The 24,954-nt window shown below is 39.8% G+C and carries 18 protein-coding genes; 10 read left to right on the top strand and 8 right to left on the bottom strand.

The genetic code is table 11. The annotated features are described in order from the left end of the window. Position 1: 1 nt before the first annotated feature. From R2S57_RS18975 to R2S57_RS18955, 5 genes are all read left to right on the top strand, one after another. Complete coding sequence (locus R2S57_RS18975; RefSeq protein WP_316846516.1) at positions 2-2,020, top strand: DNA/RNA non-specific endonuclease; 2,019 nt, start codon at positions 2-4, stop codon at positions 2,018-2,020. A 41-nt stretch (positions 2,021-2,061) separates the two neighbouring features. Continuing rightward, a complete protein-coding gene (locus R2S57_RS18970) occupies positions 2,062-2,412 on the top strand; it encodes a nuclear transport factor 2 family protein (protein ID WP_316846515.1) in 351 nt (116 codons plus the stop codon). Between the two features lie 3 nt (positions 2,413-2,415). After that, the gene (locus R2S57_RS18965) at positions 2,416-4,929 is read left to right on the top strand and encodes a pyruvate formate lyase family protein (protein ID WP_316846514.1); all 2,514 of its coding nucleotides are present in this window, start codon (positions 2,416-2,418) and stop codon (positions 4,927-4,929) included. Positions 4,930-4,933: 4 nt separating this feature from the next. After that, positions 4,934-6,898: a Dyp-type peroxidase gene (locus tag R2S57_RS18960; protein WP_316846513.1), complete on the top strand. Its 1,965-nt coding sequence runs from the start codon at positions 4,934-4,936 to the stop codon at positions 6,896-6,898. A gap of 191 nt (positions 6,899-7,089) precedes the next feature. Further along, positions 7,090-7,764 (top strand): hypothetical protein, encoded by a 675-nt coding sequence (locus R2S57_RS18955; protein ID WP_316846512.1) that lies wholly within the window; start codon positions 7,090-7,092, stop codon positions 7,762-7,764. 86 nt (positions 7,765-7,850) lie between these two features. Here R2S57_RS18955 and R2S57_RS18950 read toward each other — a convergent pair whose 3' ends face one another. The 7 genes from R2S57_RS18950 to drt3a form a co-directional block, all read right to left on the bottom strand. Beyond that, entirely contained in the window at positions 7,851-8,810 is a 960-nt protein-coding gene (locus R2S57_RS18950) for an HNH endonuclease (RefSeq protein ID WP_316846511.1), read from the bottom strand. 49 nt (positions 8,811-8,859) lie between these two features. After that, complete coding sequence (locus tag R2S57_RS18945; RefSeq protein ID WP_316846510.1) at positions 8,860-10,584, bottom strand: DNA/RNA helicase domain-containing protein; 1,725 nt, start codon at positions 10,582-10,584, stop codon at positions 8,860-8,862. Then, positions 10,581-10,904 (bottom strand): nucleotide pyrophosphohydrolase, encoded by a 324-nt coding sequence (locus R2S57_RS18940; RefSeq protein ID WP_316846509.1) that lies wholly within the window; start codon positions 10,902-10,904, stop codon positions 10,581-10,583. Before R2S57_RS18940 ends, R2S57_RS18945 begins: the two co-directional genes overlap by 4 nt. Before the next feature lie 71 nt (positions 10,905-10,975). Beyond that, positions 10,976-14,128 (bottom strand): DUF3427 domain-containing protein, encoded by a 3,153-nt coding sequence (locus R2S57_RS18935; RefSeq protein WP_316846508.1) that lies wholly within the window; start codon positions 14,126-14,128, stop codon positions 10,976-10,978. A 3-nt stretch (positions 14,129-14,131) separates the two neighbouring features. Continuing rightward, the gene (locus R2S57_RS18930; RefSeq protein ID WP_316846507.1) at positions 14,132-14,554 is read right to left on the bottom strand and encodes a (deoxy)nucleoside triphosphate pyrophosphohydrolase; all 423 of its coding nucleotides are present in this window, start codon (positions 14,552-14,554) and stop codon (positions 14,132-14,134) included. A 361-nt stretch (positions 14,555-14,915) separates the two neighbouring features. Next, a complete protein-coding gene (gene drt3b, locus R2S57_RS18925) occupies positions 14,916-17,474 on the bottom strand; it encodes an antiviral reverse transcriptase Drt3b (protein WP_316846506.1) in 2,559 nt (852 codons plus the stop codon). Next, positions 17,471-18,934, bottom strand: a complete 1,464-nt coding sequence (gene drt3a, locus R2S57_RS18920) for an antiviral reverse transcriptase Drt3a (RefSeq protein ID WP_316846505.1) — start codon at positions 18,932-18,934, stop codon at positions 17,471-17,473. The genes drt3b and drt3a overlap by 4 nt, the downstream gene beginning before the upstream one ends. 555 nt (positions 18,935-19,489) lie before the next feature. On the opposite strand from drt3a, the gene R2S57_RS18915 reads away from it, so the two are divergent. The 4 genes from R2S57_RS18915 to R2S57_RS18900 all read left to right on the top strand — a co-directional run bounded on the left by R2S57_RS18915 (position 19,490) and on the right by R2S57_RS18900 (position 22,956). After that, positions 19,490-20,245, top strand: coding sequence for a hypothetical protein (locus tag R2S57_RS18915; RefSeq protein WP_316846504.1), 756 nt, complete (start codon positions 19,490-19,492; stop codon positions 20,243-20,245). Positions 20,246-20,391: 146 nt separating this feature from the next. After that, the gene (locus tag R2S57_RS18910) at positions 20,392-20,709 is read left to right on the top strand and encodes a helix-turn-helix domain-containing protein (protein WP_316846503.1); all 318 of its coding nucleotides are present in this window, start codon (positions 20,392-20,394) and stop codon (positions 20,707-20,709) included. Positions 20,710-21,394: 685 nt separating this feature from the next. Further along, positions 21,395-21,979 (top strand): BfmA/BtgA family mobilization protein, encoded by a 585-nt coding sequence (locus tag R2S57_RS18905; protein WP_316846502.1) that lies wholly within the window; start codon positions 21,395-21,397, stop codon positions 21,977-21,979. A gap of 2 nt (positions 21,980-21,981) precedes the next feature. Then, positions 21,982-22,956, top strand: a complete 975-nt coding sequence (locus tag R2S57_RS18900) for a DUF5712 family protein (protein ID WP_316846501.1) — start codon at positions 21,982-21,984, stop codon at positions 22,954-22,956. Between the two features lie 238 nt (positions 22,957-23,194). Here the strand turns inward: R2S57_RS18900 and R2S57_RS18895 are convergent, their stop codons facing one another. Continuing rightward, positions 23,195-23,929 carry a LytTR family DNA-binding domain-containing protein gene (locus R2S57_RS18895; protein ID WP_316846500.1) on the bottom strand — a complete coding sequence of 245 codons (735 nt, stop codon included), beginning with the start codon at positions 23,927-23,929 and terminating at the stop codon, positions 23,195-23,197. Between the two features lie 288 nt (positions 23,930-24,217). Between R2S57_RS18895 and R2S57_RS18890 the strand changes: the two genes are divergently transcribed. Further along, complete coding sequence (locus tag R2S57_RS18890) at positions 24,218-24,574, top strand: hypothetical protein (protein ID WP_316846499.1); 357 nt, start codon at positions 24,218-24,220, stop codon at positions 24,572-24,574. Positions 24,575-24,954: the final 380 nt, after the last annotated feature.

The raw sequence follows: 24,954 nt of genomic DNA, 5'->3' as shown, positions 1-24,954 counted from the left end.
GATGGATAGATTATCAAAAATAAGAAAAGCAAGGATTGCGATAGCGACTCAGGCAGCCCAAGAATATAAAAAACGAATGCAGGATGTGCTACCTTCTCATTTGAAGGCATTTGAGCGCATTATCGGAGCCCGGGATGAAAGCAGTGAAATTCCACCAAATGATCTGGCCAAAAAACACGGTATTCCGGTAGGGAGGATCTTCGAAATACAATCGGTCACAGAACCAAAGGGATTTGGCACCGGCTTTTTGATTGCACCGAATATACTTATTACCAACAACCATATTTTTGGCTCTCCTGAGGAGGCATACGACTGCGCAGTCAATTTTTCTTATGAAAAAAATGCCATTACCAAAGAGATATCTAAGGGATCAGAGTTTAAGATCCAGCCTGAAACCTTTTTCTACACCTGCCCTGAACTGGACTTCTCCCTAATCTATGTTTGCGGTGAATCGATTGACGGACAGCACTCATTGGAACTACAGGAGACCCTGGAATTAAAACCAGTAACAGAAAAGGTTGCATTGCACGGTGCGATCAATATTATCCAATACCCAAACGGGGGCATAAAAAAATATACCACCGAAGAAAATACAGTCACAGCTATTGATGAAGCCAAGGGCATATTCTACTACTCAACCGACACTATGCGCGGCTCTTCGGGCTCTCCCTGCTTTAACAGACTTTGGGAAGTGGCGGCACTGCACTATACATCTGTTCCCAGGACAAATTCCGATGGTAACTGGCTTACCAGAACTGGCGAGATCTGGAACGAAACAATGTCAGACGACCAAGTAGACTGGATCTCAAACGCGGGAACGAGCATCAGTAAAATAATCGAGCACCTTAAATCTGCCCAGGTTCCCGAAGCTCGTAAAATATACCTCAGGTCTATCCTATCTGCAACACCTGATCCCTCGATATCACAAGAAAACAAAAATTTCCATCACCCTAAAACCCTACCCAAAATGACAAATATAACAATGAACTTTAACGGACCAACCAGGATCTATATCAATCAGGGAGAGCTTGTAACCGACGCCCAGGAGACCCCACTCCATCCAGTTCAAAATATCAGTGCACTACTGGAAAAAAAAGAGCGTTTTGACGAAAATTACAATTCACGTAAAGGATATCTGGAAAACTTCATACCAGACTTCAGCGTTCCGTTTCCTAAGGTAAAGCAGGAGCTACAGTCACAGCTTTACAACTCTTTTGAGACAGAAGTTCCTTACAAAGCCCATTATCATCATTTCACGCTGATCATGAACAAAAAACGCAGAATGCTGATGTGGAGTGCAGCAAACGTCGATTATAACCCAGCACTCCGCGACTCCAGAAGCAGGGCAGAACTCGGCAATGGTGCATGGCGGTTGGATAAAAGAATACCTGAAATCTATCAGATCCAGGCCAAAGAATTTTATGACCCGGCCACTCTGGTCGACAAAGGACATATTGTAAGACGAGATGACAACTGCTGGTCTGAACTCAAAGATGGAAAGACAGACAGTATTGGTATAGAATATGCCAATGCGGACACTTTCCACTGGACTAACTGCACCCCACAGCATGAAGCCTTCAACCGCGATGTAGCTCCATACGCCGGTGTAGGATTATGGGGGGTATTGGAAAATGCGATCAAGAAGCAACTGGAATTCATTGTTAACGACCCGGAGAACGCAAATAAAGATTATAGTCAGCGTGCATGTATATTGTCGGGCCCGATCTTTAAGGACGATGATCCTGAATATATGGACATCCAATATCCTTTGGAATTCTGGAAAATTTTTGCAATCCATAGTAAATCCGAGGGTAATCTTGTTTATGGGTTCATTCTCAGCCAGGCAGATAAGGTCCAGAAAACCGGAGTAGAAAAAGAAGGTTTACCTAGGTTCGAGCGAAAAGTCCGGGCAATGCAGGTAACACTTGAGACGATCACAGAACGGTCCGGTGTAATTTTCGATCAGACGCTCCATGATGCCGACGTTACGGCAAAAGGACGCGTCAGTATCATAGAATAGAATTAATCATGTGATTTCCCCCATTATCAACCACTAACAGAATGAAAAGAACTACAGAAGAGGTATGGAAACACCATTGCGAAGCATTTGCTGGCGTTGACCTAGAAGCGGTAATGAGCGATTTTGCTCCTGATGCGATTTATATCAGCCCGGGCAAGAGTATCTTAGGAAAGGAAAATATTCAAGCACTGTACAAACAGCACTTCGAAAACCTGGATACAAGTTCAACCACCCAGATTACCAGTGAAACCCTGCAGGAAGGAATTGTATTATTTGAATGGACAGCAGAATCGGCTACAACAAGGATTACAAACGGTGTCGACACTTTTGTGATCCACGACGGTCTGATCGTTGCCCAAACCATGAGGTGTACCGTTGAAATAAAAATGTAAAGCATGCATAAGAATATTCTTTCTTTTTGGCAATACCTAGAAACCTTGCCAAAAGACCACCCTGATACACTCAGTCCCAGAGTCTGCATACTACTGCAGGAAACGTTTGAAAAGTGGCAGACAAGGCCAAAGTGGCTTTCCTTCGGACAGATGGGACATTTATTTGACCATTACAGTCAATCTGATCTACCCAGGATTGTCGCTTTGTCGGTTGCCGAACGAAAAGGTTTGGCGATAAAAAAAATGTTTACGATGATCTGTGACGAAGGCAATAGGGAAAAACATGGCACCATGGAAATTAATCCGAACGAAATCATCATTGGTACACTCCCCCCGTACTCAGTTGGTCAGGGTAAGGAATTGATGAAATATCTGACTGTCGAAGAAAGTCTTTATTGGGAACTAAGGTATTTAAATGAATGGTCACCGTTCGGCCACATTGTACCAGATCACGAGGCCCTTCTTACAAAGGGAATCCTGGGAATTATTCAAGAATGCCAGGAAAAGAAAGCGCATGTAGAGACCGAAATCAAAAAGTCCCAGTTTTATGATTCAGTCATCAGTTCACTAGAAGGAGTATTGTACTATATAAACGCATATGCTGATCTAGCCTTAGCAACTGCGCAGCAATACAACAAAGAAGACATACGCGCAAAAAAAATGACCGATATTTCCCTGAGGCTGAGAGAGTACCCTGCAAAACCATGCGAAACTTTCATGGATGCCCTACAGGCGATTTTCATTATGCATTGTGCACTTCATTTTACTGGAGAAATCGTACCAATCGGACGTCTGGATCAGCTACTACATCCCTATTATCGAAACGATCTGGCTAAAGGGCTCATCACCAAAGAGCAGGCCCAGGAGGCTTTAGATTGTTTCTGGATCAAGCTTGACGAAAAGGTGGTACTGAACCGGAGGTTTGTAGAAGATAGATTCACCTCATCCGACGGAGCCCTGTTAGGTTCTGGCGGACCAAGTAACTTTGACCAAGGCGCCTTAATCAATCAATGGATGCAGCAGGTTACCATTGGGGGAACAATTGCCAATAATGACGAATTGGCCGCTGATGCTGCAAATGATATTACTTTCATGTGCCTGGAAGCTGCAAGACGGCTGCCACTTAACAGCCCTACGCTTGATCTACGGGTACATAAGGGCACGGCAGATGAGCTGCTCGATCTTGCAGCAAGAACTGTCCTAAGCGGAGGTGCACACCCTATCCTAATGAATGACGATAAAATCATTCCTGCATTACAATATAAAACCGGGGGTACTGTTGAATTAAAAAGCGCGAGAAATTATGCTTGTGACGGTTGTTATGAAACTTTATTTGCAGGTGAAACAGAGTTTAGTTTCGGTTTTGTGGGTGCACTTGACATTCTAGAAAAGACATTGAACAGTGGAGCAGGTTTTGGTGCCTCAGGTGCAACTTATTTAAGGGGAAGCAAAGCCGGGCTCAGAACAAAACAGGCTCAAAATATCCAAACATACCATGAATTTTGGGAGATATTTGAGCAACAGCTATTATTGGGCTGTCATAGGTTTTTCCATGGTATCCTCAGTGCATATGGCATCAAGGAGAACGTTTCACCATCGCCTCTTTTATCAGCAATGATCAACGGCTGCATCGGCAAAGGAAGAGATCTGGCAGGCGGCGGCGCGAGATATCATCTTTTTTCTCCTTTGATGACAGGAGTCAGCACGGCAGTGGACTCCCTCTGGGTAATCAAACAACTCGTCTATACCGAACAGTTGTTTACCTTACAGGAACTGGTAAGTTGTCTAAGGACAAACTGGGGCAGAAACAAGGAAGTTCAGGGGCTCAAAATATCAGAAGAAAGAATCACTGAAATTCGGGCAGCGTGTATACGACAGCCAAAATTCGGACAGGGGATCAAAGCTATAGATGAAATCGCATACCAATTGATTGATACGTTTTATAATTCCCTGCAAGATGCAAGAAACGGTAGCGTACATCAACAAGACTGGAAAAGACTAGCGGAAGTTTACAAAAACGAAGGAGAAGACTTTGAAATACTCATTGCACCCGGCATCGGCACCTTTGAACAATATAATTTCTCGGGTTCATTTATTGGCGCTACCCCAGATGGCAGGTTTGCTTTTGATCCGATTTCCTCTGATCTATCTCCCGCCCCGCACCACAGTGACCAGCCTATACCCCAAAACCCAGAAGTCAGATTTATGGATGGCTTATCCAGCTATAGATCTGAAGCGCTTGAGCTGCTCTCTGATGGGGCAATCCCAGATTTCAATATTAAAGAAGACTTCAGTCTGAAAGAATTATCATCGATATTCAAGTCCTTTGCAAAAGGCCATGGAGGGAATATGCTCACCGTCACAGTCAGCGATCCAGAAACCTTTTCCAACGCACAGATCAGTCCAGATGATTATAATCTGGTGAGGGTCCGCATGGGTGGTTGGAGCGAGTTTTTCATTTCCCTTTTCCCAACACTTCAAGAACAGCACAAAAGAAGGCCATTATTTAAAGAATAATTGTATGCAAGCAGAATTTAAATTAACACCGCCACAGCCCATACTGGAACCACCTTATCAAAGTGGGATATCCGACCCAAAATATTCACTCCTACCACCCCAAGAGCTGGAGGATGAGCCTAGCTACGACCTGTATAAAGGATTGGTCGATAAGCAAAATTACCTTACGGTAATCAAAGCAGATGTTTTTGTCAAGGAGAAACAGGCATTGAAAACCTTGCTGAAGGTAATATCCGATATGTCGAGGGAAGAAATGCTAAAAAAACCATCTGTAAATAACATGTTGGCACTGGATATAGCTAAAATCCCAGTTTCCTGGAGGCTCACCATCACCATAGCACTGGGATATTCCCTGTTCATCGATGCACAGGGAAACGACCGGTTCGGACTTAGCTATAAAAAACCAAAAAACCTTAAACTGATTCCCAGATTCCATGGGGATGAATTTAATGCTTCCGAAACCATTTCCGACCTACTTATCGTAGTTGCGAGCGACCACCCTTACATTAATATAGCTACAACCAGGTTTTTTGCAGAATATACAGACAAAAAGCATGCAGAGAAGACCGGTAGCCCTTCCATCAAAAGTGTATTTAAGGTACGGTCTGCAGAACAGGGTTTTGGCCGGCCGGACTTGAGGGAATTTCTAAAATTCAACGATGGGATCGACAACCTGCGTTCAGGAACCGACCTTGAACCTTTGGTCTACGTCGACAGCTTCTCCAATGAACCGGAATGGTGCCTAAATGGTTCTTACCTTGTTTATAAAAAAATAAGGGAAATGATGCCCATATGGGAAGCCTTTTCGAACAAACAGCAGGAACACATCATCGGCAGGGAAAAAGACAGCGGGCAGCCCTTATCACGGCAAAAAGAAGGTACTAATAACCTTACCCCTGTATACCCAGCCCCTAAAGATGCCAGAGACGGCCCATTGAACGCGCACATCAGAAAGGTACAACCTAGACGTCAAACACCGGATATGTTCGGCAAAAATGATCTTGACAGAAGATTTTTGCGCAGACCCTACCCTTTCTTCGACGGCGTCGACGAAAATGGAAAATCAATAAACGGCTTGCATTTTTTGGCCTTTATGAAGAGTATACAGGACCAGTTCGAGCATGTGACCAATATGTGGCAGATGAACCCAAATTTTCCAGTCGAAGGTACAGGAGTTGACGCACTCTATGCAAAAGGTGTGCTGAAAAGTATTGATGGGGGATATTATTTCTGCCCACCCGGAGTCAGGGACGAAAACGACTTTATAGGATCAGGTCTTTTCGAAAAAGAAGTCGACCTTACCTATAAAGTCCCCACTTCCATATATGGCTACGGAATTACCTTTGTTGATATAGACGAGACAATCTTTAACACCTTCGCAACCATAAAAGTGATCAAAAACAATGTGCTGGTCAGAACCCTAGACAACCAACAGTTCAATACAGACACACTCTCAGCAGGAGAAACCTATGATTTTGGAAGTTTTAAGGATGCAAAAGCTTTCTTGGCGACCTCGAAACCGATCGTTGCGGTCATTAGAGAACTCAAAAGAATACTAAATATCATCACCTCCAGATCAGAAGGCAGTAAAATCATATTCCTGACCGCAAGAAGTGATTTTGACAACAAAGACAGGTTCCTGAACACCTTCAGAAAATATGGCATCGACATCAATTCATCGAGAATGTATGTGGAAAGGACCGGCAATATCCAGGAAGGTACCGTTGCTGAAAAGAAAAAGAAAATTGTAACCCGGTATCTCTCCGAAGGTAGCTTCAGAAGAGTCAGGCTCCTGGATGACAACTTGGAAAATTTAAATGCATTCCTGTCAATCAAAGAAAGCTTATCCATTGAACTACTGGAGCTTATTCGCAAAAAGCATGGATTGGATCCAGATATAGACCCGATCGAATTTAATGCTTATCTGGTTAACCCTGCTGGAGAAATGAACTTATATGGCACAAAATAACATAAACAGTGAATTAACAAGCAGAATTAAATGCCAGGGGTGAACGCTAATTTTTATGATCAACGCAGGTCAGGAGAAAATATAATCCTGACCCTGCTATACTCATAAAACATAGCAACACGACAAAAAGCTGTAAGTTCAGCCTAACAGACCTATTTTGAAATATATTTTATAAGCCCAATCAATCTTTTATGTATCCAGTATTCAAGAACAGTAACCAGGAAGGACACGATCCTCAAAGCTTTGAAGAGAACCTCATTGAGATCTGCAATAACCATCGAAATGAAGTCTCGGCCCTGGCGTTCGCATTTATTCTGTATGATTTTACAAATCCCCAAATCAATAAGATCCTAAGAGATGATGACTATTGGACCGCACTACATTTGATATCAGGTGACCTTTTGAGCGTCTTTAGCATACATAAAGGCCCAGAAAGACCCAGTTGGGATGTGGATAAAGAAAGGTCAAAAAAAGGTATGGAATCAATGACAGCAATCCCCTCCAACAAGCAACCGGACGTGACAACCGACCAGATTATTTCCCGTTACTTTAATGCAGACATCAAGGTTTCCTATCCAGCCCTACTCTTCTTTCAGGTAGATGGACGCAAAGTAATTGATGCAATCCTGGTAGGTCTAAATGCAGAGAGACTAGAAGATTCCTTTTTAGAAATCAAAACCTATATTTTATCCGCGGTCAAGGCCCTTAAAACCATTTCATCCGACAGCAAAGGAAACCACTCCGAGATTTTCAATCAGCTCGAAGGAAATGTGAGGCAGACCAGAACATTCAAGATCATCAGAGAAATAGGGAGCAAGGGTTTTGACATATTAAGCATTGTTTCCTCGGTTGCAGGTATAGTATAAATGGATATTTCAGGAAAAATGGCCGATCGTTCCGTTTTCAAACTGACGCATGATTACGGAGTAAAGTGTCAGTTTTGGTTTCCTAGTTAATTCTTAAAAATATTTTCCCTATGCCATGTTATTGCCGCAAGCTCAGGAAAATGGATTCGTTCTTTTGGCAATAGAATTTTTCTATGGTCCAGACTATTTAATGCATAGGTATGTTTCTCGTTTTCAATTAAATGATTCGAAAGTAAAACAGTATAGTCATTGGAGATGCTAACTAGTCCACGATCAAAAGCACGGTGTAAATTTGGACATAAAGCGATACCATTTGTTACTTTGTCATTATGACTGACGTTGAAAGGTACGATATGGCAAGCGTCAACAAAGCTGTGGCCAAATGTGCTACCAAGCTGCATGCCAGTAATGCTACATTGATTACCGTAGAGTTTAGGGATGAGCCTTTTGAAGAGTCCGTTTCGCACAAAGAGATCTTCTTCTGTGTTAATGATAACCCGCTTATAGTTCGCCTCTGGTTCATTTAATACAAACTCTTCCTGCTGGTGCAGGTAGCCTTCTCCGTGATTTTTCGCCAATATGAAATTAGCTTTATCAGCTGAGAAATAAGTATCCAATAAAAGATTTCTTGCAATCATTCTATTTGTTTCATCAGTCAATAAAACAGCGAGCTCTGGATCAAAGTAACCAAAGGAACAAGTTTCGCTTAATCGATTCACTGACTTAATGTGCGAATTAATCTGCATGCCCAAATTGGGCTGTAACAACCAAAAGGATTTGCCTGCTACCTTTTCACTCTGTAAATAGTAAAACGGCTGAGTAAAATCTGATTGATGTAATGTCGGAACGAGTAAAAGCCAGTTTTCTTTGAAAGTTGCTACCAAATCGGCATTTACTTCAAATTGGTTGTTGGTTACTGCACCTTTATCTATAAGTTCAATTAAGCTAAGTAATAAAACTGGCTTATGTGGAGCAAGGCCATATTTAGTAATACCACGTTTAAGGCCTACAAATGCTTTTAGGTATTTTTGAAGAGCAGAATTCAATATTTCTGATTAGATTTTGTTTAAGATTTGTTAAGCGTTTATGACTTAGCTATTCGGATATAGTGTCTTTTTGAAATATGATCAAATGCTCTTTCAGGTAGGCAGCCAGGTTTGGCTTGCAGGCATAAACAAAACTGCCTCTAATGCCGCGATAAAGTATAGTTTTGTATATATTGATGATATACGACTTCAAATGAGCCGGATCGGCTATTCCTTTTTTGCCATTGACATCGAAATATTGCTTTGCGTCGATTTCGATCTGGCCGGTTTGCACATTATAGTCGATTTCCTTGCCGAAGATTACTCCTGTATAATTTAAGTCGTATCCTTGAGTGGTGTGGATACATCCAATTTCTTTAAAAGCGTTTGGAGAGTTCACCCAGTCTTCTTCTGTCTGGTTCCACTGAAAGGATAAACTTTCGATTTCTATATCAATGGCATCCTTATCATTTTTCGATTGATAAGGCCAGCTGAAGCCTGCTACCATTCTGCACAAACCAAAATATTGTTCTTTCTTAGCTAATTCCTCATAGAGTTCCGCAAGTGAGTCAAAATAAACCAACTCATAATTTGTCGATTGATATAGGGGAAGTCTCTCAGGATGTACTTTTAATAGTTCATCGATAAACTTAATATAATTTTCGCCGCCCTGCACGCGCATTTGTGATTGAAGCTCTAATTTTAGTGTTCGATCAGCAACTAAAAGTTTAGAAAAATGTGCCTCAGGAATGTCAGATGGTTTTACAGACTGCGCTTCATCATAGAAAAAGATTTGGTTTTTACTATTTGCCATAATCCAATCTAACTCATTACCGGTATCTCCCAAGTCTAGCTTTTGATTATTCTTTCTGAATGCGCCCATCCAGCTGATATTTTTGTATTGACGCAATCGATGCGCCTCATCTACGATGAGCAAATCGTATTTTTCTTTGTTTTTAAAAGTTTCGGATGGGCTAATGACCATTGATGAGCTTAAACCAGGAACTTGTTTGAATACTGTCCGAAGCGAATCTCGCAGGGATGACATGGCAACAACTAATCCTATTTTGGCATTTGGATATTTTTTTTGAAATGCTTGGATGAAACTCACCTCTCTGAGTTCTTCATCATTGAATTCCGATATATCGATCCGAAGTATATTGGTGGCTAGCAGTTTAATTAAGTAGGTTGCAACAACTGTTTTCCCTGTTCCAGCCCCACCCCTAACAAAGATGGTTTGATCACGCTCTTGAGTCAACCCCTCAAGGATTTCCAATACAGAATTATACTGATCCTCATTAAGCGATTTGTATGGGGAATACTTAAATAACTCAGAATTTTCAACTTCTCTGAGAGACTTGCTTACAAACTTTTTTTCTACAAGCTTTGTCCAAATTTCTTTAAATAAACTCTTATATAAGTCCTTCTGATAATAATTATGATTTACTAATCCTGAATTACCATTTTGCAGTTTGTAAGTACCTTCAGCAGCGATGTAGCGAATAAGATTGGACTCAATATCCAGTGTTGCTGATTTATTGAATTTGTCACATCCAATAATCGAAATCTGATCAAAGGCGGATGCTTTGCTTGAATTAGCCAGGTGGCTTATTATTCTGCTGTAGCCATTAGTAGATTCTCCTACATAGCCTTCGGCTGTCGTCTGGTTTTGAATGAAGTATACCAAGGGCCATTGACTTTTTACCCATGGATTCTGCTGGATTTTATTTAGGCTCTGTTTATTAAAGTCGTACGGATCAGAAACGTCAATAGAGATTTCAAGAGACGCGCTCATAGTTCGTTATATTTTTTCGCTGATCCTTTGGCTTTATCAACTGGATATTTTGCTTGGTTGAGTTGGATTTTATCAAGAATGATCTCTTTAATGTCGAGCTTGTATTTTTCGGCTAGCAATATTGCGTAGGAAAAAACATCAGCTAGCTCTTCCTTAATCTTATCGACATTGGCCTCACTAGCGTCTTTCCATAAAAAAAGCTCCAGAAGTTCGGCGGCCTCTATATTTAAGGCGAGCGCTAAATCTTTCGGATTATGGAATTGAGCCCAGTCACGCTCATCTCTAAACTTTAATAATGCTGCAGTTAGCTCTTCTGTCATAGGGTTAATCGTGTCCAATTTAAGAAAAAATCCATAATGGATGCTGGGAAATTTCAGTAATTATTTTCGGTTTAGGCTTGGGCTAATTTAGCAGTATCTTTCCAAATGTATGCTGGCATAGGTTCATCCAGCACCCATAGAATATTCATGGGTTTATCTCCATCACTTTCTAAAAATCCCGCTTTTCCCAAAAACACATAGCCCATGGTATTCCCAAACTCGTCATCATTCTGCTCTCGCACAAAGATTAAAATGTGTTTGTTGAGTTTTTTTTGTTCAATGTACGATCTGCCTTTGGGCGAGGTTGAACTAGTTGCATTTTGAGACTGCCAATGAAATAGCGTTTCATTAATGGCGTAGTCTTCATATAGTGTTGTGGGAGAGTATTCTTTTTCTGATTTTTTTAAAGTAACAAATAGGGCTTCTGTATTGAGCTTGCTATTTAAAGCTACCCCCTCACGGTTGGATGAAGCTTTTTCAAATTGATGAAGCTGCAGGGCCACCAAAATCTGGTCTCTGTTGTATCTGCTATGTAATCGTAATGGAAACGCAAATGGTAGACTGATTGGTTTTTCTACAAATTTAACCTGATGAATAAGGTAATGAATCACTTCCTTTAATTCGCCTAACATTACAGGGTTTGATCTCAATGCCTGATAAGAATCCGATAGGGTTTTATAATCAGGTTTATTATCGGATTGGAAAAAGTCATAGTAGAACATAAGGCTCATTAACCTTTCCTCCTCTGTAACGTGTGCACTGATGCTAAAATCATTTTCAATAACATTCAAAAGAAATTTAAAGTAAGAAATAGAATTGGACTGCATGAGTTTTTTAATGCCTTTGGTAATCTGAATTTCTAGGGGCTCTTGAAAATTCTCTATTAATCCCGCGTCTGCACATAACCTTTTCCAACTCCCCTTTTTATAGATGTTGGCTAATTCCAAGCCTGTAAAGTTCAGAAAGTTTTGCAGAGATAGACCAAGTGTCGATTGGTGTTTGAAATTCTGTAGCTTAACAATAAGCTGCCTACGATTTAGCCCTGTTGCTGCTTTAATATTAGCGAGAATTACGGATTTTGCTTTCTTTTCTAAAACTATGCTACAACCGAGTGGCAGGTGCGGGAAATTTCCTTCCACTTCTTTCAAAATAGGTGTATTGGTTTTTCCTACAAGTGCCCTAAACTTATGTTCAAAATCATATTCTACACGCGCTTGACCTACAAAATCCAGCACTGTTAGGAAATCTTTGTTTGGTGCCAGGCGCAGACCCCGGCCTAGCTGTTGCAAGAAAACGGTTAAGCTTTCAGTGGGCCTTAAAAAAAGCACAGTATCAACTTCTGGGATGTCTATTCCTTCATTAAACATATCTACCACAAACAGAAAATTAATTTCCTTATTGTATAAGCGCTTACGAATTCCGTCCCGTTTAGCAGATGCATTTTCAGAAGTTAAGTAATCTGCCTTCCAGCCGTAAAATACAAATTTTTCTGCCATATACCTGGCATGCTCGGTGTTTACACAAAAACCAAGTGCTCTTACCTGATGAACGTCAGTGAGGTACTGTTCGCAGTTATTTAAGATTTCTTGAACCCGCCGGTCATCACTGGTGTAAATTTTCGTCAGCTCCTTACTTTCATACCTACCATTTTTCCATTGAACCTGACTAAGATCCACTGAATCGGATATGCCAAAATATTGAAATGGGGTAAGGAGTTTACTATTCAGCGCTTCTGGGAGCCTGATTTCTGCTGCAATTGTATGATCAAAATCTTTTAAAATGTCAACGCCGTCCATCCGCTCGGGTGTAGCAGTCAAACCAAGCAATATTTGAGGATTGAACCTGTCTAAGATTGGCCGGTAGGTGTTTGCAGCAATATGGTGTACCTCATCAATAATGATAAAATCGTAAAAGTTAGCACTTAGTTTTAAACTAGGCAAGCGGTTATTCAGGGTTTGTACGGATGCAAAAACATGCTCATATTGTATCGGTTCTATTCCGTCTACCCACAAATCTCCAAAGTTGGCATCGCGTAACACATGGCGAAACATATCCTGAGCCTGTTCAAGTAGTTCCTTCCTATGCGCAATAAAGAGTAGTCTAGCCTGCTGGTTATGATCCTTGAACCGTTTATAGTCAAATGCGGAAATAACGGTTTTACCTGTGCCGGTTGCAGCAACAATGAGGTTCCTATAGCGGTGATGATTGATCCTCTCAGATTCCAATTGTTCTAAAATCTCTTGCTGGAAATGTTTGGGCGTGATATCAAAGAAAGATAGAATACCCCGATCATTGCGGGTGCTTTGTTGCTTTAAAGCATTGCCTAATTTGGCTTTGTCAGTACCGATAGTATAACTTTCAAACTCCTTGTCGGCCCAATAAGTATTAAAGGTTTTTTTAAACTTATCTATAATGTGCCCAATTTCTTTTTGGGTGACCTTTAAATTCCACTCTAAGCCATTGGTCAATGCTGAACGGGATAGATTGGAAGAGCCAATATAACCCGTATCAAAACCTGATTTTCTTAAAAACAAATAAGCCTTTGCATGCAACCGTTCATGCTCTGTGTTATAAGAAACCTTAATTTCTGTATTTTTCAATCCCGATAAGAATTCTATTGCCTTTACATCGGTAGCCCCCATGTAAGTGGTCGTGATGATTTTTAATTTCCGCCCACTGTTGGTGAAAGTTTGAAGTTCATCTTTAAAAATCCTAATGCCCGAAAACTTGATGAAGGATACGAGCCAGCAGATTTCATCGGCTGATAGGATTTCTTTTTTGATTTCACTTTCTAAAGAGATGCCTGCATTACTGCCGGTAAATAATTCGCTCTGACTTAATCTTGTATAAGGCATAATCTGCTTTACCCGCTCCTTTAGGTCAGGAAAAGGTGAATCTTCAATAGATAAAACGGCTTCTAAGAGTTGCCCTTCAGAGACTATTAGGTTATTGGTTAGGGTTAAATCGGGTAACGCAGAAATAAGTACCTGTATAATCTGATTGGATAGTTCAATTTTCTTTTGAATGCCGCCGTGTTCGCCTTCCTTTATTTGTTGTAAAGCAAACTGGATAGTTTCAGAAAGATAAGCACTTAAGTATCTGGCCGCTTCTGATTTATCGAGTACAGCTTTTTGAATGAAGAACTTTTCCTCATCCATTTGGTCGAGTTTTGAAGCAATTATTTTGGTAATCAATTGTTCGTACAGACCGAGTTCAAATGACATATTTTATTTATTGAGCGTTTGTAAGTAATATTGAGCCACTGGTATATCAGCTTCTGCCCAATCCAAATCTAATAACTTATTAGGATTCAGCCAACGGAATGCTTGGTGTTCGCTGAGTTTTATCTCACCGTGCTCTATTTTGCAGATAAAAGGAATGAGAATGATGCTGAAGTTTTCATAATGGTGAGTCACCGATGGCAATTTATTACTCATGCTAATTTCAATATTTAGCTCTTCTTTAATTTCTCTAACAATTGTTTGTTCTGGACTTTCTTCTTTTTCAATTTTACCGCCAGGGAACTCCCACTTTAACGGTAATGACATGCTTGCACTTCTTTGGGTAACTAATATCTTACGATCCTCAGAAACGATAATCGCACAACTAACTTGGATAATTTTTTGAAGATTACTTTTTGGTAATGACATGTGGGTAGTTACTCTTAGTGACTAGTCTGCCTAGCAATTGAAATCTCAAGATTAAATGTTTTTTAAGAAAGTTCGCTGTTACGGTTTACCTTACGACACCAAAACTCATGTGCTAACGCAACCTGTATGTCTCTATTCTGTTCCATCTCAAGCTGGTTTTTTTAAGGTAGGTATATGCAAGAACAATATAGCGTTACAGCAAGTGAAATTTTGAAAACTGAAAAACAAAAAATAGCCTACCAGTGATCCGGCTATAATTTCCCTTGCGGGGCACCTTTTGGGTGAAGTGGGAAAGCTGGTGTGTGGCATCTAAAAGATATGCGATAGATTAACCTGTATCAACTGGTGCTTCCCCAATATTTTAATATGGTTCGTGAGCAATCTTAGCCTCAATCTCATCGAGGAAGTTAAACTTGTCCCATTTTGTAAACCAATATTTTTGCCTCTTTTTAAAATTGATAAGATGGTCTTGCTCTAATGCTTTTGTTATCCCGAACTCGGCAAGCATCTTTCTCTTGAATTTTGCGCCCAGATATGGGCATACCAATATATCAAATAAAAGTAACGTAATCTCCGTGTCCATTCCTTTTTCCCCTTCCACATTCTTTAGTTTTTTCAGAATGCAGGACTTTATTAGGTCAGTAATCTCTATGTAGGCTTTTGCGTCCCTAATATAGAATAACAAAACCGTTATCACAAAATAGTTGGGCATGAAATCGAAATTAAGCTCACCAGTTTCCAAACGTTTGAAACCAAAATACTTGATTAACAGGGCTGGGGATAAACTAAAATCTTTGCCAAGCTGCTGCACTGCAATCAACAAATACAAAGACTCAATCTGAGCATATTTTTTAACTTTGTTCTTTTCTAAAATTAACCTGATCTCGTCAGATATTTTCTTAAACATCCGATCTCGATTTTCAAGCAAAAATTTGGACTGCGGTTCTGTGTATATTGGCCCCGTACGGAGCCTCATATTCCTGAATGCGCCGGTGAAGAACTTTATTTTCTCAGTATAGATCATTATTAGTCTCGAAAGAATACGACAAAGCTTGATCGTAAAGTTCACTCTTGGATCTACAGCATATATAAAGAAGGTAAAGTCTAACATTTCAATTAGAAAATTCGTAAAGCTATTTTCATGTTTAAACTTTCTTGTCACATCATCTACCGTAAAAACGTCTGGATCGTGTGTATTTTTGTATTCATATCGAGTTAGGTGACTATAATAGTCGTCAAACTTTTCAACAGCTTTGTCGATACGCTTATTCAATACAGCTAAAGTGAAATTCATGATGTCTTTGTAAGCTACTCCAGACTCACTAATGATAATCTTAAATTTTGTAATCAGGTTTTTAGCATTACACCGAAAGTCAAGATCCGCAAACTCGGTTTTCTCTTTTTTCTTTATGCTGAAGCATAGTTCAGAATCAAATAGTTCGAGTATTTTATCCTTGGCAATCGTTAGCTCCGTGATAAGCGGTTTGCTATATTCCTTATTCTTCACATCTGATACTGACATTTTGAATATCTTTAAAACCACTTTATATTGAGAAAGGATCTCATCTCTCGTATCATTATCATTATAAAATATAAAATAATCGTCCACATAACGATAAATCTCGTAGTCACGCTTAAAAACTAAGGCCTTCTCTTCTCTAAGCGACGATTCAATTTCCTTATCTATACTTTGCAGAATTATTTCGGAAAAAACTCTGGAGAACTCGGGCCCAATCAATATACCGTTAGTCTCACCGAAATTCGCATTCTGCATAAAACTATCAAATCGTCCTGGAAAAGTAATATCAGCCCCTTTCAATCGCTCCTTTACTATCGTTTTCCCGTATATAGCCCAAGCTACTGAGTGAGTGTAAATGCTGTCAAAACATTTTGAGATGTCGAACTTGAACATGGAATTGTATTTCTTCTCAGCTCTATGGTATCTATAATCTTCGTAAAAGCGGTGTATGTTTGGATATTTTCGATAGGTAAAGAACGTCTTTAGTGATTCGTATTCTTTCCCGCTTTCTTCAACGTTGTCATATTTGTCTCCCCTATTTTTAATATGCAGTCTGTCGTTAAAAAAAATGTAATTAGCAATTGAATGCGGCTTCCTAATAGAAAAAGGACTTAGACTACAATAGTAGATTATGAGCTCTTTATAATCCTCATAGAACCCGACCAGTTCGGCCTGTGTTTTTGGATGGGGAATTGAAAGTTCGCGGTGGTCATTTTCTTTATGCGAGATCTTATAGTTAAAGGAAGTTCGCCGGAGTTTTTTATCATTCAGCTTTAGGCAGTTTTCTCTAATAATGCTAAATGACGAAAATGAAGAAAAAATGGGGTGCGATGTTGAACATCTTAAAGAGTGTTTTTCAATATCAATAGCTACATTGCAGTATGTTTGAAACAAAAGAGAGATGATTCTCGTCACAGAGTGATTTTGTATATGACCGACATAATTACGTTTCAGGCTATTTGAAATAATTTTAGTTTCCCCTTTTAAACCCTCAATTCTAGACAATAGGATCAGAAAGTTTTTTCTATCCAAAATTTTTAAAATAGATTTCGGATAAGCAGTGAATGAAAAACTTGTTAATCCTGCGTGAACAATAAGATTATCAATTGCATGTTGAAAAGCATTTACATTGTTGAATCTTATTTCCTGTATTGGCTTGACCTCACCAATGTGGAAAAGAGTTTTGACTACAGTTTCCAGCATCGCATCTTCTTTGCCATTAAATTGTACAAATTGGAATGTATTTTTTTCTGTAGAGGTATGTAGACCTACCTGATTATCCCTCAAAAACCGGTAAAAATATCTATTAGAGAAGGTAAGTGGAGTTTCGTATGCAAGTGTATCCGACAGCACGGCTCTATCTTTGGTATAGCTATGTGTCTTAGTATTTCTCTTCTTCATTTTTTCCAGGCTAAAACAATTTTTTCAAAATTATTAATACTCGGTTTAGCCAATTTCATCGATTTGGGTCTCATATCGGGAATATTTTTACCTCTCGTTCCTCCAGCAGTAGTTCGTTTTGAAGAAATATGGAAGAACTGTTTTTCGGCGAATCCTTTGCGAAAGCAAAAGCGTTTCAATCTCGGATTTAGCTGAGGATGAGATCCTAGTGGAAGTTTGATGTCAATCAATCCGTACATGATTTGATTCAATTTATCAAGGCAGCTGCTGTCCTTTTCAAGTAAGCTATTTGAATAATAAATTCCAATGATACCTTTCTTGGGTCGCTGTAAATGTGTGTTCTTTGTTAAAAAATTTAACCGATGAATAAGAAGTCGTTTTGCATTGTTATAATCAAATACACAATCCTTTATAAAAACATTTAAGCTCGTCGCTAACCTAAAAGTGTACTTTTCAATTTTGTTGTTTGAAAGATAGATTCCATCATAACGTTTGCCTTTCAACCTGAAGCGATATCCCAGAAATTCTAATGAATTTTCCGCAGAACTGTCAAATGCATTAATTTCGTAAGTTTTGTTTGGTGTACCAGCAACGCCTTTCTTTAATTTCAGACCTTGGTCAATTACAATACGCTCAATATTTTCTAGACAGCTATTAGAAACAAGTTTTTTGAGTGGAGAAAATATGGCTATAATATCATCGACATAGCGACCATAGAAGACCAAGCCTGGGAGTTGTCGAATACGCTCGTCAATAACCCTCATGTATAGTTCAGCTAAATATGCGCTGACTCCGACCCCCCGGGGTACACCTTTGCGATCAGCAATTGGAAGACTAAGTTGTCCACTAAGATCATTGAAATGATAAAGAAGGTTTCTAATCAATTTCTTTGATTTTGGTGAGAGAAGCTGATTCCCATCTATAATCTGCATCAGAGTTTGCTGCGGCACACTTTCATAGAAATTTTCTATATCAGTCCTCACAATATATTTTTCAAAGTTATCTTGCAACAGCTTTTTAACCTGTTTTACAATTTGATAACGGTCAGATTGTTTTACACTAAAGCTTCGATGAATGTTGTGCTGCAGCTGTTTCATTGCAAATAGTGATGCATTGCTTTTATCAACGGTATACACTATTTTCTCGGAGTTATCCTTAAACTTATTCAAATGAAAGCTAAAGTCAACTTGATTAACCTGCTGACTGATTGCAAGAAGATCGTTTTCCAAGATTGTCTCCTTTTGTGCGAGCAGAGATTCGAATTCTCTTGTCAACTGGATTAAGGTAGGATCCTCCTCCTCAACTGGAATGTAATCTTCCAGTTGAATCCTTTTTTCTGCAATTTCTTCGTTTTTTTCTAAGTATTCCTTAGAAAAAAAATGCTTTTCTATACCACCTTTGCGGTTCTCAATCTCAAAGATGGTTCTGAAATTGGAAAATGAGTAAGATTGATCTAACATGCGTGTTTAACAATATTACTTTCATGAATTGAAATAAGGATTGTATATAGTTTTTTTTCAGAACTTGATCTGAGGTAGATCAATTCACTATAGATTAATTTAGAGCATAATGCTCCTTTTTCGGATTTTATTTTTTTGAGCACGTTAAAAGGAATTAAAAACGAATATAAAAGAAGTCCGATCTATTTTGATAATTTTTTCCACCTTAATTAAATAATATTGGAGTAAGCTACGTTGATTCCAGTTTTTTACATTGTGAACTAAATAAAAAAACTGCAGAAGCATGATTATAGGACACTTTATTATCGATGAAAAAAATTTCCCAAACACGCCCTTTAAAAAAAAGGTTTAATTTTGGATCATGGTGCTAAATGCCTTTTAAAGTAAGACCATGAATAACTCAGGAAGGATCTGAATAAACTAACTTGCATTCCTAAAAAACAAATTCAGAAATGGGATATCAGGCAGTTAGCTAATCAATAGTCGTATATTGGTTTCAATTGTTAACAGTTCCCTGTTTGTTTACTAAAAGGGAACCTCACTCCATAATTTATCATGACAGAACGTTTTTTTAAATTTCGGGGAAGATTTGACTTTTCTCCACATACGTATGAAATCGGTAATCCAATATTCTCTAACAAAAAATTAGAGGATAATTTTTTTGCCCTAAAACTGTATAGCCTGCCAGATGGCGAATATAAAGCCTTTTATGATTTTCACCTAGATCATTATCTGAGACGAAATCCGAATGGAAAAGAAGCTTTCTTTCGCAAGGTCAACCGAAGCATCCAAAGAAGAATTACTTTTTATTCAGCTAAGGATCCATTCAGATCCGTATATGAGATTCACTTGGCCAACCTTGATAAATTAGAAGCCTTCCAAGGATTCTTAAATACCATTGATGAATGGAATGTAAACACTTCGACAGAAAAGATGCTGCGTCAAAGGGATGCAGAAATTACGCAGCTTAAAAGAAATCTGGCAGATTTACAGGCTCAGCTCGATGAAATCCAGCAGTATGAGGCAAGTGAAAAAATAGTAATCAACAGCGGAAATTTAGCGGCATTTATGGATCTAATGCGCCAGTTTCAAGAACTGGTGCTTCCAAATGGTAAAAGACTGGTGAGAACTCAGGGTTACAGCCCCTGGTATAAGATGATTGCCAAAAATTTTGTTCATGGAGATAAACCGATACCGCTGGCAACCGCTCAGAATTATTTTTCTTCTGAAGACTCTTCTAAATATATTTTTATATCCGACAAGGATAGGGCTTTTAATATTGTTCCGGTTAAGCCTGTTGATCACCATTAGCGTAGTTTAATGCGCAGTGATGCCCAAACATCTCCATTGGGCATCTGATTACACGTTTCTGTTCTCACTTTTGATGTGAAATCTCCAAACAGATAGCTTCTTGTTATGGCTAGCTGGAGAGCATCGATCATTAAATTTTAAGAGATATGAATTTAGACCTGGTAACCAAAAGTGATCTGCTTGAACTAAAAAGCGAGCTTATCGAAGAGATCAAAAAAATTGTTCCGCTCCAAATGGCAACGCCTGATGAATACCTGAAAAGTTCTGAGGTCAGGAAACTGATGAAAATTTCTGCAGGTACTTTGCTGCACTTACGGGTGAGCGGCAAATTGCCCTTTACCAAGATTGGCCGTATTGTATATTTTAGCCGTGAGGATATCAGGCGTATACTGGGTAACGGGACGCCTGAAAATGCTGTTGTGAAAAGATTATTTCGGGGGGAGGCACATGGGGAGCGTAAATAAAAATCTTGATTATCTCAAAGACCGGATTCAGGCGGATCAAAGGCTTTCAGCATTTCACGTCAGTCTTTTGGCTGCGCTGATCTTTGCTTCGGAAGATTCTGGGTTAACTCACCCTTTTCAGGTGAGCCGGAGCAAGCTGATGCGTTCATCCAAGATCTATTCAACCTCGACCTATCACAAGTGTATTGGTGAACTTCAGGTTTTTGGATACATCTTTTACAGCCCATCCTATAATCCATTCCTCGGAAGCCGGGTATCCTGGAACCTTGAAGACGAAACTATGTTGAGCTGCAATTTATCTTAAGGACGACTATGGATGTTGTGAGTGCAACATAACAATTGAGCATTTCAAAATAGTTTTTTTGAATAATTCTTATGGGAGAGCTGTTGGGATTGGTCTCCCACTAAAAAACTCTGAGGGGTTAAAGCAATATGCAAAAGGTCCTTTTTCATTTCCAGAAAAAAAGGAGCAAGCGGTGGTTGGGCAGAGCCTCACCATCTGGCCTTTACGCTATCGTAAAGGCTGTTTGGAGAACCCTCCAGGGGTTCTCTTGGACGCTGACGGCGGCAGGATTAAAGAAACAGGAACCCTTGGCAGGGTTCAGGATATACAGATATGTGCATAGTCATATAGCTGCATATCTATAGGGCAATATATACTGTAATGTATATAACAAGTTAATTAATGAACAATGAAGAGCTGAAAATGGAAACGTTAAGAACCATAAAATATAATGCACAGATCGCGGTCAAAATGGATAAGATCGCGCAAAAGCTTGGCCGCCCGAACCGGTTGGTTTTTGCGCAGATGGTGGATTACTTCTTTCGGAGTAAGAAAGATCCATTGGATATCAATGATGAGCTGTTGAAGAATACACTGCTCAAACAGCACAAGGATTACATCGGTTTTATCAAGACCCAGGAAAATGACCTGCTTATTCCGATCAAAAGAGAGGTGGATCGGATGACGGGTGCCCAGCTAGATATCAATAACCTTCTTAAAGAGTTGGAGAAAAAAAGTGGTACGCTAGCTAGTGGACAGGATGAACTTTTATCAGCTGGAAAAAACTACAGCAGCAGACTATCGAATACAGATGTAGTGCTTAAAAGCATCCTAATGAAACTATCTACCAAAGAGCAGCTTAAAAAACAGTTTCACTACATACTTGGCACTTACATCAAAAACAGGGATGCTTTTGGTATAATGACCTCGGCCAAGGAGAAAGAGGACCTGATCAGGATCGCCAAAAACCAGATTGATCTTTTATAACCATGTACATCAATATTACGGACAATAAGGAAGCCAGTAACAAGGGCAGCAGTAGTGGGCTGGTAAATTACCTGGAAAAGGAGAACCGGACTGAGGATCTAAAGCAGCCAGAACTATGGTTCAATGGAAGCCGGCAGGATGTGGAGGCCTATGAAGTGCGCAGGGCACTGGATGGAAACAATGCCAAGCTGGGGCGACATGAGGCCAAGTTTTTCCTGATCAACATCAGTCCAAGCCAAAAGGAACTGGAGCATTTAAGGAAATCGGTTGGGGATCCTCATGTGAAAAATGTGCTGAAAGTATATACGGAGAAAGTAATGGATGAATATGCAAAGAATTTCAGACGCTCTGGGATAAACAGTAATAAGGATCTGCTCTGGTTTGGGAAAGTTGAGCACAACCGGTACTACAGCCATAAGGATGCAGCGGTTAAAGATGGTAGCCGCAAACGTGGAGAAAAAAAGAACGGGAACCAGCTGCATGTACAGGTAATCGTCAGCCGCAGGGATATTAGCAATAAAATAAAGCTCAGTCCCATGAACAGTTCGAAAGGTAAAAATGCTGAGCACTCCAAAAAAATGGGGCAGTTTGACCGGATGGCTTTTAAGCAATGTGGGGAACGTTTGTTTGATGAGCAGTTTGGCTTTGAGCGAAACCTGAAAGATACGCTGGCCCATGCCAATATTTTAAAGAACGGCACTTTACAGCAAAGGGAGCAGCTGGATGTTCTGCTGGAGGGGGCTGCAAAAAGTTATCAAAGTAGATTAGTAGCTAATGATCTTGCTCGTGATGTAGCTAAAGGATTGTTTTCTTCTGTCGGAGATATGTTGCAGGTGACAGGTAAATTAGTTGGAGAGTTTTTAGAGGTACTGATCGCGCCTGTTTATGTTCCCGATATTGCGGCAGATACCGTTGAGGAGGCTGAAAAGCGAAGACGTAAAAAGTCAAGAAAGCAAGGTCGGGGTATGCAGCGTTAAGGGTATAGCAAAAGTGTCCGGGAGGCTAAATTAATAAGGGCCGGTTGGATTGCCCCCGCACAATTGCGGCCTGCAAACCCCATCCCCTAGGCCTTCCCTTCGTTTGCTTTTGCATATACGGAAAAAACTGAATCCTCCTATTAATATTTATTGCTAAACTCTATTGGGACAGGTGGTGCATTAAATTATTCACCGATTTATAATCCAAGGTAAATGAGGATATTGTTTATGGGCTTTATCAATCAGCTATCCTTAACCAGTCGACAAATCGGGCGGCTTTTAAACGGCTGACATACAAGGGCTCTGAAATTTTTGGATGTAATCTGACTAAAAGGCCCTTATCTTCGGTTCTTCCATAGCCTTCTACCGCGAGGGCTGAGATAATATAACTTCTGGTAGCCCTGAAAAAAGATGTATGATCAAGTTTTTTGTAAAGATTGTCTAAAGCTATAAAGCACACATTACGTTCGCCGTTATGATGTTGAATGTAGGTCGTTCCATTTTCTACGAAAATGTAGGCTATAGTTGCGGTTGAAATTTTCTTTTGTCCCTTTCCATCAGGAATAAAGAGGTGTGTAATTGGCTCTGGTTTTGTTTCTGCAACATCGCGGTTTAACCATATTGTAGATCTTGAAACATAATAGTATACCATATGCAGGAGATTGATGGTGATACAGATCAGCACAAGTAAGCTGTACATATTCCGGATATATCTTGTTGAGCTGATATTGACATTAAGGAAATAAAAAGAAATCCAGCCGAAAAGATAACAGATGAGTATCGGTACCATAAATCCTAAAAGAATCTGAAAAACCAGCCTTTTCCAAAAATCTTGTTCCCATAGTAACTTTGAATCCAGATAACCTGTGAAAAAATTGGTGAAGGTTATCATGATGAACATTGTCGCAAATGTATTCGCAAATGCGATCTGGTACCAGCTTTGTGCAAATGTCTGCCAAAAACGCGAGTTCATTGTTGGCCAGTTTAAACAAAACGTTATGCATAGCGAGATCACCATCATCAAGCCGGGGCTAAAATAATTTGGAAGGTTTTGGCCGTCTGATTTCTTGTCATGCATAAACTGCCTTATTAGTTTCATAAAAATACAAAAACACCTTTTTATTGGGTAGTCGTAAGGGACGATTCATCAAATAGAGGGACAGTTCACCTCCAAAATTGGTGCAGTTGACGCAAAAACGTCCTTTTTGCTTCTGTTTTTCTGAAGGGATAAGCCTAATTTTATTCAAGCAATCGATAGGTAATGAGCAATGATTTCAATGAACAGCCGTCAGGCCCTGGAAGAAAAGAGTATAAATTTCTTTGGATGAGATTTAAAAGAGCCGAAAAAAGGGACATATATCAAACCCTTTATGGGTTTATCACAGTGATCATTGCAGTTGGCCTGGCGATACTATTTCCGCAAGAAAATTGCACCTGTGAGGATCAGGTAACGGATCTGAGGTTGGAAACCCTTGCCCGTCAGGGAAATAGGCAGGTTATCCATTATCAGCAGCAGCGGGAAAGCGTCATCATTTGTGCAGCTAAGAGGGAGGAACTCATTAAGAGGCTAAAAGAACAGGAAAAACATCGTTCCGAAAAAGAAATAAAGCCCAATTGATTGGGTTATAAGTGATACTGAAAATATGCAGGGCAGCACCTGTGTTCAGCCGCCCTTCCCGGGCGTTAAGTAGAAAGCGCTAAGATAACCCGCCCGGAGATTGATTGGGTTATTGGTGCGGAAACCGGCGGGTGCTCGCAAGTTTTAAACCGGACTTTTCACAAGGGGCGCAGGCGCAGCGATAAGCGCAAATATCTTTAAAAATTGGCAGGCAACAGCCAGGTTGTTGCAAAGGGTAAATGTTAGTTAAAGACATGAATTATGAATACTTCAAGGATAGCGATATGGATTGAACGGATACCGGGAATATTTTTCGGGATCTGCCCTGCTGAATTGGCGATGCTATTGCTCAGTATCATTAAAAAATGTCTTGATGCAAG

The sequence above is a fragment of the Pedobacter psychrodurus genome (assembly GCF_032678585.1).
Classification (GTDB): Bacteria; Bacteroidota; Bacteroidia; order Sphingobacteriales; family Sphingobacteriaceae; genus Pedobacter; species Pedobacter psychrodurus_A.
This window is presented reverse-complemented; position numbering and strand designations above follow the sequence as displayed.

Bases quoted from the DNA above. Each gene is read 5' to 3' on its own strand.
- R2S57_RS18890 (WP_316846499.1), top strand. From the start codon at position 24,218: ATGAGCAATGATTTCAATGAACAGCCGTCAGGCCCTGGAAGAAAAGAG.
- drt3a (WP_316846505.1), bottom strand. From the start codon at position 18,934: ATGTTAGATCAATCTTACTCATTTTCCAATTTCAGAACCATCTTTGAG.
- drt3b (WP_316846506.1), bottom strand. From the start codon at position 17,474: ATGAAGAAGAGAAATACTAAGACACATAGCTATACCAAAGATAGAGCC.
- R2S57_RS18975 (WP_316846516.1), top strand. From the start codon at position 2: ATGGATAGATTATCAAAAATAAGAAAAGCAAGGATTGCGATAGCGACT.
- R2S57_RS18960 (WP_316846513.1), top strand. From the start codon at position 4,934: ATGCAAGCAGAATTTAAATTAACACCGCCACAGCCCATACTGGAACCA.
- R2S57_RS18930 (WP_316846507.1), bottom strand. From the start codon at position 14,554: ATGTCATTACCAAAAAGTAATCTTCAAAAAATTATCCAAGTTAGTTGT.
- R2S57_RS18905 (WP_316846502.1), top strand. From the start codon at position 21,395: ATGAACAATGAAGAGCTGAAAATGGAAACGTTAAGAACCATAAAATAT.
- R2S57_RS18965 (WP_316846514.1), top strand. From the start codon at position 2,416: ATGCATAAGAATATTCTTTCTTTTTGGCAATACCTAGAAACCTTGCCA.
- R2S57_RS18940 (WP_316846509.1), bottom strand. From the start codon at position 10,904: ATGACAGAAGAGCTAACTGCAGCATTATTAAAGTTTAGAGATGAGCGT.
- R2S57_RS18915 (WP_316846504.1), top strand. From the start codon at position 19,490: ATGACAGAACGTTTTTTTAAATTTCGGGGAAGATTTGACTTTTCTCCA.
- R2S57_RS18935 (WP_316846508.1), bottom strand. From the start codon at position 14,128: ATGTCATTTGAACTCGGTCTGTACGAACAATTGATTACCAAAATAATT.
- R2S57_RS18945 (WP_316846510.1), bottom strand. From the start codon at position 10,584: ATGAGCGCGTCTCTTGAAATCTCTATTGACGTTTCTGATCCGTACGAC.
- R2S57_RS18910 (WP_316846503.1), top strand. From the start codon at position 20,392: ATGAATTTAGACCTGGTAACCAAAAGTGATCTGCTTGAACTAAAAAGC.
- R2S57_RS18900 (WP_316846501.1), top strand. From the start codon at position 21,982: ATGTACATCAATATTACGGACAATAAGGAAGCCAGTAACAAGGGCAGC.
- R2S57_RS18970 (WP_316846515.1), top strand. From the start codon at position 2,062: ATGAAAAGAACTACAGAAGAGGTATGGAAACACCATTGCGAAGCATTT.
- R2S57_RS18955 (WP_316846512.1), top strand. From the start codon at position 7,090: ATGTATCCAGTATTCAAGAACAGTAACCAGGAAGGACACGATCCTCAA.
- R2S57_RS18895 (WP_316846500.1), bottom strand. From the start codon at position 23,929: ATGAACTCGCGTTTTTGGCAGACATTTGCACAAAGCTGGTACCAGATC.